The sequence below is a fragment of the Clostridium sp. FP1 genome (assembly GCF_011065975.2).
Taxonomy (GTDB): domain Bacteria; phylum Bacillota; class Clostridia; order Clostridiales; family Clostridiaceae; genus Clostridium_AD; species Clostridium_AD tagluense.
On sequence record NZ_JAAMNJ020000001.1, the window covers coordinates 595,085 to 610,510 of the forward strand.

Annotated in this window: 14 protein-coding genes and 1 riboswitch; of the genes, 13 read left to right on the forward strand and 1 reads right to left on the reverse strand. The window is 32.3% G+C overall.

The features are described 5' to 3' along the window. Window positions 1-60 precede the first annotated feature (60 nt). The 11 genes from G9F70_RS03085 (at window position 61) to G9F70_RS03135 (ending at window position 12,228) form a co-directional block, all read left to right on the forward strand. Window positions 61-1,200 (forward strand): acyl-CoA dehydrogenase, encoded by a 1,140-nt coding sequence (locus G9F70_RS03085; RefSeq protein ID WP_164945191.1) that lies wholly within the window; start codon window positions 61-63, stop codon window positions 1,198-1,200. A gap of 13 nt (window positions 1,201-1,213) precedes the next feature. Continuing rightward, complete coding sequence (locus G9F70_RS03090) at window positions 1,214-1,996, forward strand: electron transfer flavoprotein subunit beta/FixA family protein (protein WP_164945192.1); 783 nt, start codon at window positions 1,214-1,216, stop codon at window positions 1,994-1,996. Between the two features lie 13 nt (window positions 1,997-2,009). Beyond that, a complete protein-coding gene (locus G9F70_RS03095) occupies window positions 2,010-3,020 on the forward strand; it encodes an electron transfer flavoprotein subunit alpha/FixB family protein (protein ID WP_164945193.1) in 1,011 nt (336 codons plus the stop codon). 125 nt (window positions 3,021-3,145) lie between these two features. Continuing rightward, window positions 3,146-3,994 carry a 3-hydroxybutyryl-CoA dehydrogenase gene (locus G9F70_RS03100; RefSeq protein ID WP_164945194.1) on the forward strand — a complete coding sequence of 283 codons (849 nt, stop codon included), beginning with the start codon at window positions 3,146-3,148 and terminating at the stop codon, window positions 3,992-3,994. 330 nt (window positions 3,995-4,324) lie between these two features. Then, window positions 4,325-5,491 carry an iron-containing alcohol dehydrogenase gene (locus G9F70_RS03105; protein WP_164945195.1) on the forward strand — a complete coding sequence of 389 codons (1,167 nt, stop codon included), beginning with the start codon at window positions 4,325-4,327 and terminating at the stop codon, window positions 5,489-5,491. Between the two features lie 285 nt (window positions 5,492-5,776). Further along, a riboswitch (glycine riboswitch) is annotated at window positions 5,777-5,880 on the forward strand. 139 nt (window positions 5,881-6,019) lie between these two features. Further along, window positions 6,020-6,889 (forward strand): sulfide/dihydroorotate dehydrogenase-like FAD/NAD-binding protein, encoded by an 870-nt coding sequence (locus G9F70_RS03110; RefSeq protein ID WP_124997322.1) that lies wholly within the window; start codon window positions 6,020-6,022, stop codon window positions 6,887-6,889. After that, window positions 6,889-8,271: an NADPH-dependent glutamate synthase gene (gene gltA / locus G9F70_RS03115; protein ID WP_164945196.1), complete on the forward strand. Its 1,383-nt coding sequence runs from the start codon at window positions 6,889-6,891 to the stop codon at window positions 8,269-8,271. The genes G9F70_RS03110 and gltA overlap by 1 nt, the downstream gene beginning before the upstream one ends. A 343-nt stretch (window positions 8,272-8,614) precedes the next feature. Then, window positions 8,615-9,655, forward strand: coding sequence for a type I glyceraldehyde-3-phosphate dehydrogenase (gene gap / locus G9F70_RS03120; RefSeq protein ID WP_164945197.1), 1,041 nt, complete (start codon window positions 8,615-8,617; stop codon window positions 9,653-9,655). 458 nt (window positions 9,656-10,113) lie between these two features. Beyond that, window positions 10,114-10,527 carry a C-GCAxxG-C-C family (seleno)protein gene (locus tag G9F70_RS03125; RefSeq protein ID WP_164945198.1) on the forward strand — a complete coding sequence of 138 codons (414 nt, stop codon included), beginning with the start codon at window positions 10,114-10,116 and terminating at the stop codon, window positions 10,525-10,527. A gap of 19 nt (window positions 10,528-10,546) precedes the next feature. Continuing rightward, a complete protein-coding gene (locus tag G9F70_RS03130) occupies window positions 10,547-11,428 on the forward strand; it encodes a DNA-3-methyladenine glycosylase family protein (RefSeq protein WP_164945199.1) in 882 nt (293 codons plus the stop codon). Window positions 11,429-11,514: 86 nt separating this feature from the next. Continuing rightward, window positions 11,515-12,228, forward strand: coding sequence for a TVP38/TMEM64 family protein (locus G9F70_RS03135; protein ID WP_164945200.1), 714 nt, complete (start codon window positions 11,515-11,517; stop codon window positions 12,226-12,228). 33 nt (window positions 12,229-12,261) lie between these two features. On the opposite strand, the gene G9F70_RS03140 is transcribed toward G9F70_RS03135, so the two are convergent. Beyond that, window positions 12,262-12,918 (reverse strand): TIGR01906 family membrane protein, encoded by a 657-nt coding sequence (locus G9F70_RS03140; protein WP_164945201.1) that lies wholly within the window; start codon window positions 12,916-12,918, stop codon window positions 12,262-12,264. 320 nt (window positions 12,919-13,238) lie between these two features. On the opposite strand from G9F70_RS03140, the gene groES reads away from it, so the two are divergent. Both groES and groL read left to right on the forward strand, forming a co-directional pair. Further along, window positions 13,239-13,526, forward strand: a complete 288-nt coding sequence (gene groES, locus G9F70_RS03145) for a co-chaperone GroES (protein WP_164945202.1) — start codon at window positions 13,239-13,241, stop codon at window positions 13,524-13,526. A 119-nt stretch (window positions 13,527-13,645) separates the two neighbouring features. Then, the gene (groL, locus tag G9F70_RS03150) at window positions 13,646-15,274 is read left to right on the forward strand and encodes a chaperonin GroEL (RefSeq protein ID WP_164945203.1); all 1,629 of its coding nucleotides are present in this window, start codon (window positions 13,646-13,648) and stop codon (window positions 15,272-15,274) included. Window positions 15,275-15,426 lie beyond the last annotated feature (152 nt).

Genomic DNA, 15,426 nt, shown 5'->3' on the forward strand with positions numbered 1-15,426 from the left:
AAAAACAAGATAAAGATAATAATTATTATTTTTATCAGAGAATAGTGAGGAGGAAGGGTTATGGATTTTTCATTGACAAAACAACAAGAATTTGTAAAACAAATGGTAAGGGAATTCACAATAAACGAAGTTGAACCATTAGCTGCAGAAATAGATAGAACAGAAAGATTTCCTATGGAAACTGTAGAGAAAATGGCTAGATATCATATGCTTGGTATTCCAATTTCAACTGAATTTGGTGGAGCGGGTGGAGATAATTTATCTTACGTTATAGCTGTTGAAGAATTATCAAAAGCATGTGGAACTACAGGCGTTATACTTTCAGCCCATACTTCATTATGCGCGGGCCCAATAGACATGTTTGGTTCATTAGAGCAAAAGAAAAAATATCTAATTCCACTTGCAAAAGGTGAAAAATTAGGTGCGTTCGGATTAACTGAGCCGAATGCAGGAACAGATGCGTCTGAGCAACAAACTACAGCGGTTTTAGAGGGCGATAATTATATATTAAATGGTTCGAAAATATTTATCACGAATGGCGGAGTAGCGGATACATTTATAGTCTTTGCTATGACTGATAAGAGCAAAGGAACAAAAGGAATTACTGCTTTCATAGTTGAAAAAGAGTTTCCTGGATTTTCAATTGGTAAACACGAAGATAAATTAGGAATAAGAGCCTCTTCAACTACTGAACTTGTATTTGAAAATTGCATAGTTCCAAAAGAAAACATGCTTGGAAAAGAAGGAAAAGGCTTTGGTATAGCAATGAAAACTCTTGACGGAGGAAGAATTGGTATAGCAGCTCAAGCACTAGGAATTGCAGAAGGAGCACTAGAAGCAGCAGCTAAATACATGAAAGAAAGAAAACAATTTGGAAAACCTCTATCAGCATTCCAAGGTTTACAATGGATGATGGCTGAACTAGATGTTAAAGTTGAAGCTTCAAAACTTTTAGTATATAAGGCAGCATGGAATAAAGATAATGGCCTTCCATACAGTTTAGAAGCTGCTAGAGCAAAATTATACGCATCAGAAACAGCTATGGAAGTTACAACTAAAGCTGTTCAAATCTTCGGAGGATATGGATATACAAAAGAATATCCAGTAGAAAGAATGATGAGAGATGCTAAGATAACTGAGATTTACGAAGGAACTTCACAAGTACAAAAAATGGTTATCGCTGCAAACTTATTAAAGTAGGAGGGGATTAAAAGTGAATATAGTTGTATGTTTAAAACAAGTTCCAGATACAAATGAAGTTAAAATAGATCCAAAGACAGGAACCCTTATAAGAGAAGGAGTTCCATCAATCATAAATCCAGATGATAAAAATGCACTAGAGGAAGCACTAAGATTAAGAGATAGCGATGGCGCTTATGTAACCGTTATAAGTATGGGACCACCACAAGCGGAAAAAGCGCTAAGAGAAGCACTAGCTATGGGAGCGGACGACGCAATATTAGTATCTGACAGAGCATTTGCAGGAGCAGATACATTAGCTACATCACATGCACTGGCAGCAACTTTGAGGAAATTAGACTACGATGTAGTTTTTGCAGGTAGACAAGCAATTGATGGAGATACAGCGCAAGTTGGTCCGGAAATAGCAGAACACTTAGGTCTTGCTCAAATAACTTACGTTGAAAAAGTTGAAATAATTAAGGGCGGATTAAAAGTTAGAAAAGCTTGGGAAGATGGATATGAAAACATAGAAGTTAAAACACCGGTTCTTTTAACAGCTATAAAAGAGTTAAATCAGCCAAGATACATGAATATAAAAAACATTTTTGATATGTATCAAAATAAAGAAGTTAAAGTTTGGAATGCAGATATTATTGGAGCAGATAAAGCTCTTCTTGGACTAAGCGGTTCGCCAACAAAGGTTAAGAAGTCTATGACTAAAGAACCTAAAGGAAACGGAGAACTTGTAAAGTTACCACCTAAAGAAGCAGCTCAGTATGTAGTTTCAAAATTAAAAGAAAACCACTTTATTTAAGGAGGGATTTAGCATGAATATAGAAGATTATAAAGGAATCTGGGTCTTTGCTGAGCAAAGAGATGGAGAACTTCAAAAAGTATCACTTGAGATTTTAGGTAAGGGACGGGAAATAGCAGATAAATTAAAAGTAGAATTAACAGCGGTAGTACTTGGAGATAAAACAGATGCTATGACGGCTGAACTCATAGCATTTGGCGCAGATAAAATTATAGTAGCTGAGCACCCACTACTCGGCCACTTTTCAACTGATGCCTATGCAAAAGTTATTTGTGAACTTGCTATCGAAAGAAAGCCAGAAGTCATATTTATTGGAGCAAGTTATTTAGGAAGAGATTTAGGACCAAGGGTAGCAGCAAGACTTTCAACAGGACTTACAGCTGACTGTACTTCCTTGGATGTAGATACAGAAACTAAAAATTTACTTATGACAAGACCAGCATTCGGAGGAAACTTGATGGCTACAATAGTTTGCTCCGATCATAGACCACAAATGGCTACTATTAGACCAGGAGTTTTTGAAAAATTAGCTAAAGATAAAAATAGAACTTGCAAGATTGAAAAAGTTACTGTAAATCTAACAGAAGCTGATATCAGAACTAAAACTTTAGAAGTTGTAAAGCTTGCTAAAGATATAGCAGATATTGGAGAAGCTAATATCATTGTATCTGGTGGTCGTGGCGTTGGATCTAAAGAGAACTTTGCAATACTGGAAACACTAGCAACTAGCCTAGGCGGAGTTGTTGGAGGATCTAGAGCAGCAGTTGAGAATGGTTGGGTAGATAAATCACTTCAAGTAGGACAAACAGGAAAAACTGTTAGACCAACTGTGTATATAGCTTGTGGTATATCAGGAGCAATTCAGCATTTAGCTGGTATGCAAGATTCTGATTTTATAATAGCTATAAACAAGGATGCATCTGCACCTATCATGAAAGTTGCAGATATTGCAATAGCTGCAGATTATACAAAAGTTCTCCCTGAAATGGTAGATCAAATCAATGCATTAAATGATGAAAAATAATATAATTAAATAGCTTTAATTAAAGTGAACTTGCTCTAATGCTAGAATTTAGTATTAGAGTAAGTTTTAAAAAAAGTTACTACTTTTAGTTTTAAATAAAATGAAATTTGAGGAGCGTGTTATTTATGGAAAAGATTTTTGTACTTGGAGCTGGAACTATGGGAGCTGGAATTGTTCAGGCGTTTGCAGCTAAAGGATATGAAGTAATAATAAGAGATATAAAAGATGAATTTGTAGATAAAGGACTTGCTGGAATCAAAAAAAATCTAGAAAGATTAGTTAGCAAGGAAAAAATAACAGTAGAAAATATGGAAGAAATACTTTCAAGAATCACAGGGACTACTGATATGAGTTTAGCAGCAGATTGTGATTTAGTAGTTGAAGCTGCTGTAGAAAACATGGAAATCAAGAAAGAAATTTTTGCAGAACTCGATAAAATCTGTAAACCAGAAACTATTTTATCATCAAATACATCTTCACTTTCTATAACAGAAGTGGCAGCTGCTACAAATAGACCTGATAAGGTTATAGGAATGCATTTCTTTAATCCAGCACCAATGATGAAGCTTGTAGAAGTAATAAAAGGAATGGCTACATCTGAAGAGACTTTTAGTCTTGTAAAGGAAGTGGCTATATCTATTGGAAAAGATCCTGTAGAAATTGCAGAAGCACCAGGATTTGTGGTAAACAGAATATTAATACCAATGGTCAATGAAGCAATAGGAATATTTGCCGAAGGTATTGCATCAGCAGAAGATATCGATAAAGCAATGATGCTAGGAGCTAATCACCCAATGGGACCACTAGCACTAGGTGACCTTATAGGACTAGACGTATGTCTTGCTATAATGGATGTTTTATATAAAGAAACTGGGGACTCTAAATACAGAGCTCATAGTCTTTTAAGAAAATACGTTAGAGGCGGATTATTAGGAAGAAAAACTAAAAAAGGATTCTTTAATTATACAAGATAATATAATATTTTAATATGAGAAATGAATCTAGAGAGCATTATAACTTATAGCAAGTTATAATGCTCTTGTTTTTTGTACTTGCTAAAAATGCAAATTATCTATATATCAAACATGTAAGGTTTAAGTAAAAAAAAGTTAGTATTCAAAACTATTTTACCAAATATATCAAATTTTGTCGTTTGAAGGTTGACTTTAAATTGCTGACGTTATATAATTAACAATGTAGTTAAACAAATAACAAAGTTGGCGTAAATGTTGATAAACATATAAATATAAAAGTATATAAGTATAAAAACATATGATTCTATATATAAATAGGGGGGAAATATAATGAATAGATTTACACTACCAAGAGACATTTATTTTGGAGAAAATTCATTAGAAGTTTTAAAAACTATAAAGGGTAAAAAAGCAGTAATAGTTACTGGTGGAAGCTCTATGAAAAAATTCGGATTTTTAGATAAGGTTGAAGAGTATTTAAAAGAAGCAGGAATTGAAGTTAAGCATATTACTGGAGTAGAACCAGATCCATCAGTAGAAACAGTTATGAATGGTGCAAAAGTAATGAGAGAATTTGAGCCAGACTTAATAGTATCAATTGGTGGGGGCTCACCAATTGATGCAGCAAAAGCAATGTGGATTTTCTATGAATATCCAGAATTTACTTTTGAACAAGCGGTTATACCTTTTGGTCTTCCAGAACTAAGACAAAAAGCTAAATTTATAGCTATACCATCAACTAGTGGAACAGCAACTGAGGTTACAGCATTTTCAGTAATTACCGACTATAAAGCAAAAATAAAATATCCACTAGCAGATTTCAATTTAACACCAGATATAGCAATAGTTGATCCTGCACTGGCTCAAACAATGCCACCTAAATTAGTAGCGCATACAGGCATGGATGCATTAACTCATGCAATTGAAGCTTATGTAGCAGGACTTCATTCAAGCTTTTCAGACCCATTGGCAATGCAAGCTATAACTATGATTAGAGAAAATTTATTAAAGTCCTTTGAAGGAAATGAGCAGGCAAGAAATGAAATGCACATTGCGCAATGCTTGGCTGGAATGGCATTCTCAAATGCACTACTAGGAATTGCTCATAGTATGGCACACAAAACAGGTGCTGTATTACATATCCCTCATGGCTGCGCAAATGCAATATTTCTTCCATATGTTATAGATTTCAACAAAAAAGCTTGTGGAGATAGATATGCGGCTATTGCAAGAAGCTTAAGTTTAAGTGGAAATACGCAAGATGAATTAATAGATTCATTAACTAATATGATAAGAGATTTAAATAAAGTTATGAATATACCATGTTCTTTAGCTGAATATGGAATAACTAAAGAAGAATTTGAAGCAAATGTAGATTTTATGGCTGAAAATGCTATAAAAGATGCATGCACAGGATCTAACCCAAGATCAATAAATGTGGATGAAATGAAAAAAGTATTTACTTGCACATTTACAGGAGAAAAAGTTAATTTTTAGACTTAAATGATTAGAATACAGTAATATAAAATAAATTTGCAATTTTAAAAGATAATTTTAAGTTGCAAATTTATGCTATTTTTATGCTACTTATAGAAAAAACAAATAGGAGATAGGCTAGTTTATGTTGACTATATACGTAGAAAGACTTAAACTATAAATGTAATTTAATATGGGTGGATGATAATTGTTGGAGATATCCCATATATTTTGGGGTAACCGAAGAAGAAACGAGTAAATTTTGCTAAGAATTACTCGGAAGCTTTCAGGTAGAGTACAATAATTGGACATGTCCCTGGAGAGATCCATTTAATATGGGCATCGAAGAAGAAACTCAAATAGGTTACTATTTTGAGGAAACTTTCAGATAAAAGGACAGGTAGTGAATAGCATTAGTATTTCTATGCTCTTTACTGCCTGTCTATTTACTTTAGGTATCTAAACAAAGATGCCTTGCAATCGTTTTACTAATAAATATGTTGCAAAAAAATTAAATATAAAATCATAGATGAATATGGAGGAATAAAAATGTATAAAATCATTGAGAAAAGAGCATTAGCACCTCAAATATTTTTAATGGATATTGAGGCGCCAAGAGTAGCTAAATCAGCAAAACCAGGTCAATTTGTAATTATCAAAATGGACGAAAAAGGTGAAAGAATACCACTCACAATCTCTGACTATGATACTAAAAGAGGTACAGTTACTATTGTAGTTCAAACAATAGGCTGTTCAACAAAAGAAATGGAAAATTATGAAGTTGGGGACTCGTTTTTAGATTTTGTAGGACCACTTGGACAAGCATCAGAATTAATGAGTGAAAGCATTGAAGAACTAAAGAATAAGAAAATTATTTTTATAGCAGGTGGACTTGGAACAGCTCCAGTTTATCCTCAAGTTAAATGGTTAAATGAGCAAGGTGTAAAAGCAGATGTAATAATAGGCGCAAAGGCTGAAGAATATGTGATTATGGAAGAAGAAATGAAGAGTGTAGCAGGCAACGTTTATCCATGTACTGATGATGGTTCTTATGGATATAAGGGACTTGTTACAAATAAATTAAAAGATTTAGTTCAAAATGAAGGCAAAAAATACGATTTAGTTATTGCCATTGGACCAATGATAATGATGAAATTTGTTTGTAAATTAACTGAAGAACTTGGAATAACAACTATTGTAAGTATGAACCCTATTATGGTAGATGGCACGGGAATGTGTGGAGCTTGCAGACTTACTGTAGATGGTGAAACTAAGTTTGCCTGTGTAGATGGCCCAGAATTTGATGGTCATAAGGTTAATTTTGAAGAAGCAATGCGAAGACAAACAATGTACAAAACGCAAGAAGTTTCTAAAAATGAAGGCATTAAACCAGGCTGTGGATTAGGAGGTACTAAATAATGAGTAAAATGAATAGAGTGAAAATAGCAGAACAAGATCCGAAAATAAGAGCAACTAATTTCGAAGAAGTATGTCTAGGTTATACAGAAGATGAGGCAGTTGAAGAAGCTGCAAGATGCTTAAACTGTAAAAATCCAAAGTGCGTTACTAAATGTCCTGTAGCCATAGATATTCCTGGGTTTATTCAACATGTTAAGAAAAGAGAATTTGAAGAGGCAGTTAAAGTAATAGCAAAATATAGTGCATTACCAGCTGTTTGTGGAAGAGTCTGTCCACAAGAAACTCAATGCGAAAGCAAATGTATACTTGGAATAAAGGGAGAAGCTGTAGCTATAGGTAAACTTGAAAGATTTGTAGGTGACTATTCAAGAGCACATAATGTTGATATTTCACAAACAAAGCCTAAAAATGGTAAAAAAGTTGCTGTAATAGGAAGTGGCCCAGCTGGACTTACATGTGCAGGGGATTTAGCTAAAGATGGATATGATGTAACTATTTTTGAAGCACTTCATGAAGCTGGTGGAGTTTTGGTGTATGGAATTCCAGAATTTAGATTGCCAAAAGGAACAGTTGTTAAACATGAAGTTGAAAATGTTATAAAATTAGGCGTTAAAATAGAAACGAATGTTATTGTGGGAAGAACTGTAACAATAAATCAGTTAATGGAAGAGGAAGATTTTGTTGCTGTGTTTATTGGTTCAGGTGCAGGACTCCCAATGTTCATGGGAATACCGGGAGAAAATTTAAATGGAGTATTCTCTGCTAATGAATATTTAACTAGAAACAATTTGATGAAAGCATATAAAGAGGGTTACAGTACCCCTATTAGAACAGGCAGCAAGGTTGCTGTTGTAGGTGGAGGTAATGTTGCAATGGATGCTGTACGTACAGCAGTAAGACTAGGTGCAGAAGGTCATATAGTATACAGAAGATCAGAATCAGAACTTCCAGCAAGAGCTGAAGAAGTGCATCATGCAAAAGAAGAAGGAGTTATAATGGATTTACTTGTGAATCCAATTGAAATCCTAGGAGATGATGCGGGAAATGTTATAGGAATGAACTGTATAAAAATGGAGCTTGGTGAGCCAGATGCTTCAGGTAGAAGAAGACCTATAGCTATTAAAGGTTCAGAATTTGTAATTGATGTAGATACAGTTATAATGTCACTAGGAACATCACCAAATCCATTAATTGCATCAACAACAGAAGGTTTGGAAATTAATAAATGGAAGTGTATAGTTGCAGAAGATGAAACTGGGTTAACTTCTAAAAAGAATGTATATGCTGGTGGAGATGCTGTTTCAGGAGCTGCTACAGTTATTTTGGCAATGGAAGCAGGCAAAAAAGCTGCTAAAGCTATAAATGAAATGCTAACAAACTAATAAGAAAATAGATATTAAAAAAAATCCATAAACTTTAGTTTATGGATTTTTTTTTAATATTTATTTTTTTTAGATAATCAAAGCAAACATAAGCAATAAGTAGCTAATGGGATATATAATTACATATTTAGAAAAATATTGACAAATTTACTATTGACAAAAGTGTAGTACATTGATATAAATAGTATAGCACATAAAATTATATATATTGCATTTGATTGTAAACGGTTTAACATATTATATAAAACTATATTAAATACTGAAAATATGTGCGTATTTCAAATTATATAAAGAAATAATGTATCACAATACATAAAATAAGATGTATATTGGAGGAGTAAATATGTGTGTAAAAATCGCTATAAATGGGTTTGGAAGAATAGGAAGGGTTGTATTAAGAATTGCACAAGATAATTTACATGAAGGAGCAGAAATAGTAGCTATAAATGCAAGAGCAGATGTAGAAACCCTTGCACATCTTTTTACCTATGATTCTTGTTATGGAACATTTAAAGGCAAAGTAGAAACGCAAGGTAACTCATTAATAATAAATGGTAAAGAAATTAAAGTGTTTAATGAAAAAGAAGCTAAGAATTTGCCTTGGAAGCAACTAGGCGTAGATGTTGTTATAGAATCAACAGGGATATATACAAAGAGAGAGCAGGCTATGCAACATATTGAAGCAGGAGCTAAAAAGGTAGTAATTACCGCACCGGCAAAAAATGAGGATATAACAATAGTTATGGGAGTTAATGACGAAAAATATAATCCTCAAAAACACCATATTATTTCCAATGCTTCTTGTACTACTAATTGCCTTGCACCTTTTACTAAAGTATTAGATGAACAATTTGGTATAGTTAATGGATGTATGACAACAATACACTCATATACTAATGATCAAAGAATACTAGACAAAACTCATAAAGATTTAAGGCGTGCTAGAGCGGCAGGGGAATCGATAATTCCTACAACTACTGGTGCTGCAAAAGCACTTGCAAAGGTAATTCCGAGTCTTGAAGGCAAAATCAATGGGTCATCTTTAAGGGTACCTACCGCCGCAGTGTCTATAACAGAGCTTATATGTGAAATGTCAAGGGAAGTAACTGTGCAGCAAGTAAATAGTGCATTCCAATATGCATCACAACATGAGCTTAAAGGTATATTAGGTTATTCAGAAAAACCGTTAGTATCTATAGATTATAAGGGTGATGATAGATCATCTATAGTTGATGGACTTTCAACCATGGTTATAGGCAAAAACATTTTAAAGGTACTAGCATGGTATGATAATGAATGGGGATATTCATCTAGAACAGTAGATTTAGTAAATCTTGTAGCAAGTAAAATAAGTAATGCAAAAAATATGAAAATGGTAATATAGATGCTAAGGATTAGTATCTAAAATGAAGGAAGGATTTATAACCATTATAAAGCAAATAAGAAAATTAGCTGCGTTTCATAAATGATTTTGGTAGGAGAAACGGGGACGGTTAACAATTATTAACTAGTTTATTAGTTAATAATTGTTAACCGTCCTTCTCTAGTTTAACGACATTTCAGAAGGAAGTCTCCCACTTCTATAAGTGGGGTAACATACTACAATAAAAAGAAAACTTTAGTGGGAGTCTAAATCTCCTTGTGAAGTCGTTAATTACAGCGACCCAGGAGATGATTTAAACAGTGAATTGTGGAGTTGATTAAGTGGAAAATGGGCAAAACATAAGGGACGGTTAACAACTATTTGACATTAAAGGACTAAAAGGATTAAAAAACACAAAAAATTCATAACTAAGTGATAATAATTTGATATAATAAGGTTAAAGAATGGGGGCGATGTGTATGTTAATTGATAAAATAAACAAATATTATACTAAAGAATATGATTTAAGTTGTTCTGAGGTGATGATTTATGCTGCTAGTGATGAATATAATATGAATTTGAAAAGTGAAACATTTAAAGCTATGTCATCCTTTGGTGGTGGAATGGGTGTTGAAAGCGTTTGTGGGGCTATAACAGGTTCACTTTCAGTTATAGGTATATTATTCACTAAAGAAAAAGCACATGAAGGAGAGCGAGTTAAGAAGCTATGTCAGGAGTTCTTCCAAAAGTTTGAAGCAAAGTTAGGTACAGATAATTGCAGGTCACTTAAAGCAAAATATAAAAAGCAAGATAGTGGTTGCAGGGTTATGATTGAAACAGCTACTGAGATATTAGATGAAATTGTCGCACGAGAATTAAAAATAAATAACTGAACTAAGGAAAGGGAAAATTATGGATTACAAAAATGTTGAATCATTTAATGAAGGTATAATTATAAAAGATGTAGAGAACTTTGAATTAGACCATATATTCCAATGCGGCCAATGTTTTAGATGGAACAAACAAGCAAGTGGCAACTACATAGGAGTGGCATATGGCAAGGTAATAGAAGTAGAAAAGAAAAATACGCAGGTAAAAATATATAATATAAATGAAGAAGAATTTAATCTACTTTGGTGTGACTATTTTGACCTTAAAAGAGATTATACAGTTATCAAAGATGAATTTCAGAAAGATCCTCTTCTTAAAAAATCCGTTGATTTTGGCTATGGCATCAGACTATTGCAACAGGAGCCTTTTGAACTTACCATGTCATTTATAATTTCTTCAAATAATAGAATCCCCATGATAAAAAGAGCAATAGACAATTTGAGTAGGAAATGGGGGAAAGCAATAGAATATAAAGGCGAAACCTACTACACCTTTCCAACGGCTGCAGGTTTAGAAGGAGCGTCATTAGAAGATATAAAAAGTTGTGGTCTAGGATTTAGGTCTAAGTACGTAAAAGACACAGTGCATAGGGTATATACTGGTGAAGTGAATTTGGAATCTATTAAATCTCAGGAAGATGATGTTTGTCATGAAGAATTAAAAAAACTTAATGGTATTGGCCCAAAGGTTTCTGATTGTATCATGTTATTTTCTATGCAAAAATATTCTGCTTTTCCAGTGGATGTATGGGTTAAGAGAGCTATGCAATTTTTTTACTTAGCACCAGATGTGTCTCTACCAAAAATAAGGATTTTTGCTAGAGATAAATTTGAAAACACGGCAGGGTTCGCACAACAGTATTTATTTTATTATGCAAGGGAAAATAATATTAAAATTGAATAAAATAGTAAAAATTAAGCAAAATACTAATAGTAGATAAGTGTAGGGAATAATGTTGAATTTTATAAGAATGATGAGGATAAAAAACAATGAAAATAATATGGAATTCTATCACAATAAAGCTATCAAAATATAAACAATATATAGTACTATCATCAGTTCTGCTGTTTTTCATATATATTGGATATGAATATTATTTCAAGTATTCATATATGTTTAAGAATCCCAATATATTAAAAGAAGTTATTCGCTCTTATGGGAATTTCAGCATTTTAGTTTTTATTTTGATGCAGGTTATACAAGTTGTTGTTTTCTTTATTCCAGGTGAATTTATACAAGTGGCCGGAGGATATATTTTTGGTACTTTCTTAGGTGGAATAATATCTTTAATGGGTATTACCTTAGGAAGTATAGTAGTATATTTTATATCTAATAACTATGGTAAGCTTCTTGTAGAAAAATTGATACTAAATAAGAAGGTAAAATTTTTTAGAAAAATATTAAAAGCAGGAAGTAAAAAATTTGTTGTATTTATATTTTATTTAGTCCCAGGAATACCAAAAGATGCCCTAGCATATATATGTGGAGTATCAGATATTTCTTTTAAAGATTTCTTTATATATTCAACCTTAGGTAGAATACCAGGTATTTTTATATCTTCTTACTTTGGACAAAAAATATATGCATGGGATGTTACAAGTTTAATAACTATAGGCATAACCATGACTATTTTATCCCTAATAGGAATATTTAAAGGGAATGCAATAATCAAGGCTATGATTAAAAAGAAAAAAACTTATTAAAAAATTAAGGAGATTGCATTTGATAATATAATCTTATAAAGAATGCTGTTTTTTGTATTGTGCTTTATATATACATCTTAAGGTTATGCTGATTATAATAATGGAGAAAATTATTAATAGTGAGCAATGAAAGAAAAAATTCTGTGGAAGGATTGTTATTATTGGGTCAGTTGTAATATCAAATAGCCAGTAATCATTGTTGAAGAAGATTTGATGAAAAACAGTGAAACTTTTATCGAAATTAACTATAAAGGGTATAAGTAACATTATTGGTATTACTATTAAAACTATGGAGCTGCTTAATAAGTACCTTATTTTTTTATGCCTCTTGTTTACTAATACACCTAAAATGCTTACTAATATGGAGAAAAACAGCATTATCTTAAGTTTATCAAATATTACTTTAACTTCTTTAAAGTGAATTTTGCCATGATCAGATGAAGGAAGTGTTGGAAGATTGAATTCTTCACTTGTGTTTTTGGTTAGATATGTAATTAAATAGTCATAATTAGCTTTTAGTTCCCCTTTATTTAAATTGGTGGAACCTTCAATATTTAAAACATTAATATCCATATAATATAAGGGCTTAAAAAGCAAAGTGAAATAAACGCTTAAGGTTATAAAAGAAAAAGTAAAACACAAAATAAAAAATGTTTTTAACCAAAATTCAAAAAAAGTTTTTATATTCATAAAATCACCCCTGGTTATTAATTTTAACAATATATTAAAGCATATTCAATGATTATAATTATAAATAAGGCATATTAAATGGTGTTAAAATGCAATAGGAATACAAATTATAGAAAAATAAAGTAAATGAGAGATAAACTATAGAATTCCATGATAAACAAACATAGTTTGAATATTTGGCTATAAATGGTATAATATATAGAATAGACGAATTTGATATTATATCCATTATTAATTAGTATATTAGTTACAGGTTACATTAGCACTCAGATGTGCGGAGTGCTAACAAAAACAAAAAAATATATAAGGAGGGGTTTAAAATGAACATTAGACCACTTAGTGATAGAGTATTAATTAAAAGATTAGAAGCAGAAGAAACTACAAAAAGTGGAATACTTCTTGCAGGGGCTTCAAAGGAAAAACCACAAGAAGCTGAGGTAGTGGCTGTAGGACCGGGAAAAGTTGAGGACGGCAAACTAATTAAAATGGAAGTTACAGTAGGGGATATAATATTATTCTCTAAATATTCAGGAAGCGAAATAAAATATGATGGTATTGAATATATCATATTAAAACAAGAAGAATTACTAGCTATAATTGAAAAATAATTTAATTAAACGCAATAATGATTAAGTGATAATCCAACAATTAAACAATAATATTAAATTATTATTATTTAATTGTTGATAGATTATTATTTAATTATTAGCGTATAGGAGGGTTTAAAATGGCTAAAAATATATTATTTGGAGAAGACGCAAGAAGAGCTATGCAAAGAGGTGTAGATAAGCTTGCGGATACAGTTAAAATTACACTAGGACCCAAAGGAAGAAATGTTATTTTAGATAAAAAATTTGGTTCACCATTAATAACAAATGATGGTGTTACTATAGCTAGAGAAATAGAACTGGAAGATGCTTATGAAAATATGGGAGCACAACTTGTTAAAGAAGTTGCTACAAAGACAAATGATGTAGCAGGAGATGGAACAACTACAGCTACACTTCTTGCTCAAGCTATAATAAGAGAAGGTTTGAAAAATGTTACAGCTGGTGCCAATCCTATGCTAATAAGAACTGGTATAAAAATGGCTGTGGACAAAGCAGTTGAAGAAATCAAAAAATCTTCTAAACCAGTTAACGGTAAAGAAGATATAGCTAGAGTTGCTGCAATATCAGCTAGTGATGAAGAAATTGGAACTCTAATAGCTAATGCTATGGAAAAAGTAGGTAACGAAGGTGTTATAACTGTAGAAGAATCAAAATCTATGGGAACTGAGCTAGATGTAGTTGAAGGAATGCAGTTTGATAGAGGATATTTAAGTCCATATATGGTTACAGATCCTGAAAAAATGGAAGCAAGCCTTGAAGAAGCGTATATTTTAATAACAGACAAGAAAATTACTAACATACAAGATATACTTCCAATACTTGAGCAAATTGTTCAACAAGGAAGAAAGCTACTTATAATAGCTGAAGATATCGAAGGTGAAGCATTAGCTACACTAGTTGTTAATAAATTAAGAGGAACATTTACTTGCGTAGCTGTTAAAGCTCCAGGTTTTGGTGATAGAAGAAAAGAAATGCTTCAAGATATAGCAATCTTAACTGGTGGAGAAGTTATATGTGAAGAATTGGGAAGAGAACTAAAAGATGTTACTGTTGATATGCTTGGAAGAGCTGAAAGTGTTAAGATATCTAAAGAAAACACTACAATAGTAAACGGAAAAGGTGAAAAAGATTCAATACATGATAGAGTTTCTCAAATTAAGAGACAAATTGAAGAAACCACATCAGATTTTGATAGAGAAAAATTGCAAGAAAGACTTGCTAAACTTGCAGGTGGAGTAGCTGTAATAAAAGTTGGAGCTGCTACTGAAACTGAATTAAAAGAAAAGAAACTCCGTATAGAAGATGCTCTTGCAGCTACAAAAGCAGCAGTTGAAGAGGGAATCGTACCTGGTGGTGGAACAGTTTATATTAATGCTATTTTAGAGATTGCCAAATTAACATCAGATATAGCAGATGTTCAAGTGGGTATCAACATAATTAAAAGAGCTTTAGAAGAACCATTAAGACAAATAGTTACAAATGCTGGCGCAGAAGCTTCAGTTATAATAGAAAAAGTAAGAGAAAGCGCTGGAGAAGTTGGATATGATGCATTACGTGGAGAAATGGTGAACATGATAAAAGCGGGAATTGTAGATCCAACAAAAGTTGTAAGATCAGCACTACAAAACGCGGCATCTGTTGCAGCAACATTCTTAACAACAGAAGTTGCAGTAGCAGATATTCCAGAAAAAAATCCAGCTCCAATGGGCGGCGGACCAGGAATGGGAATGGATGGAATGTACTAAAAGTAATTTAAATAATAATAATTTTAAATGAAAATATATTAGAATAAAAGAATTAACTAGGACTTAACCTAGTTAATTCTTTTATTCCGTTAAATATTAAAACTATGTTTCTAATAGTTTTAATATTTAGTAAGAAATAGTCATTGACAAAT

Excerpts from the sequence above, each read along its gene's own strand:
- G9F70_RS03085 (WP_164945191.1), top strand. The coding sequence starts at position 61 with ATGGATTTTTCATTGACAAAACAACAAGAATTTGTAAAACAAATGGTA.
- G9F70_RS03095 (WP_164945193.1), top strand. The coding sequence starts at position 2,010 with ATGAATATAGAAGATTATAAAGGAATCTGGGTCTTTGCTGAGCAAAGA.
- G9F70_RS03100 (WP_164945194.1), top strand. The coding sequence starts at position 3,146 with ATGGAAAAGATTTTTGTACTTGGAGCTGGAACTATGGGAGCTGGAATT.
- G9F70_RS03105 (WP_164945195.1), top strand. The coding sequence starts at position 4,325 with ATGAATAGATTTACACTACCAAGAGACATTTATTTTGGAGAAAATTCA.
- G9F70_RS03110 (WP_124997322.1), top strand. The coding sequence starts at position 6,020 with ATGTATAAAATCATTGAGAAAAGAGCATTAGCACCTCAAATATTTTTA.
- gltA (WP_164945196.1), top strand. The coding sequence starts at position 6,889 with ATGAGTAAAATGAATAGAGTGAAAATAGCAGAACAAGATCCGAAAATA.
- gap (WP_164945197.1), top strand. The coding sequence starts at position 8,615 with ATGTGTGTAAAAATCGCTATAAATGGGTTTGGAAGAATAGGAAGGGTT.
- G9F70_RS03125 (WP_164945198.1), top strand. The coding sequence starts at position 10,114 with ATGTTAATTGATAAAATAAACAAATATTATACTAAAGAATATGATTTA.
- G9F70_RS03130 (WP_164945199.1), top strand. The coding sequence starts at position 10,547 with ATGGATTACAAAAATGTTGAATCATTTAATGAAGGTATAATTATAAAA.
- G9F70_RS03135 (WP_164945200.1), top strand. The coding sequence starts at position 11,515 with ATGAAAATAATATGGAATTCTATCACAATAAAGCTATCAAAATATAAA.
- G9F70_RS03140 (WP_164945201.1), bottom strand. The coding sequence starts at position 12,918 with ATGAATATAAAAACTTTTTTTGAATTTTGGTTAAAAACATTTTTTATT.
- groES (WP_164945202.1), top strand. The coding sequence starts at position 13,239 with ATGAACATTAGACCACTTAGTGATAGAGTATTAATTAAAAGATTAGAA.
- groL (WP_164945203.1), top strand. The coding sequence starts at position 13,646 with ATGGCTAAAAATATATTATTTGGAGAAGACGCAAGAAGAGCTATGCAA.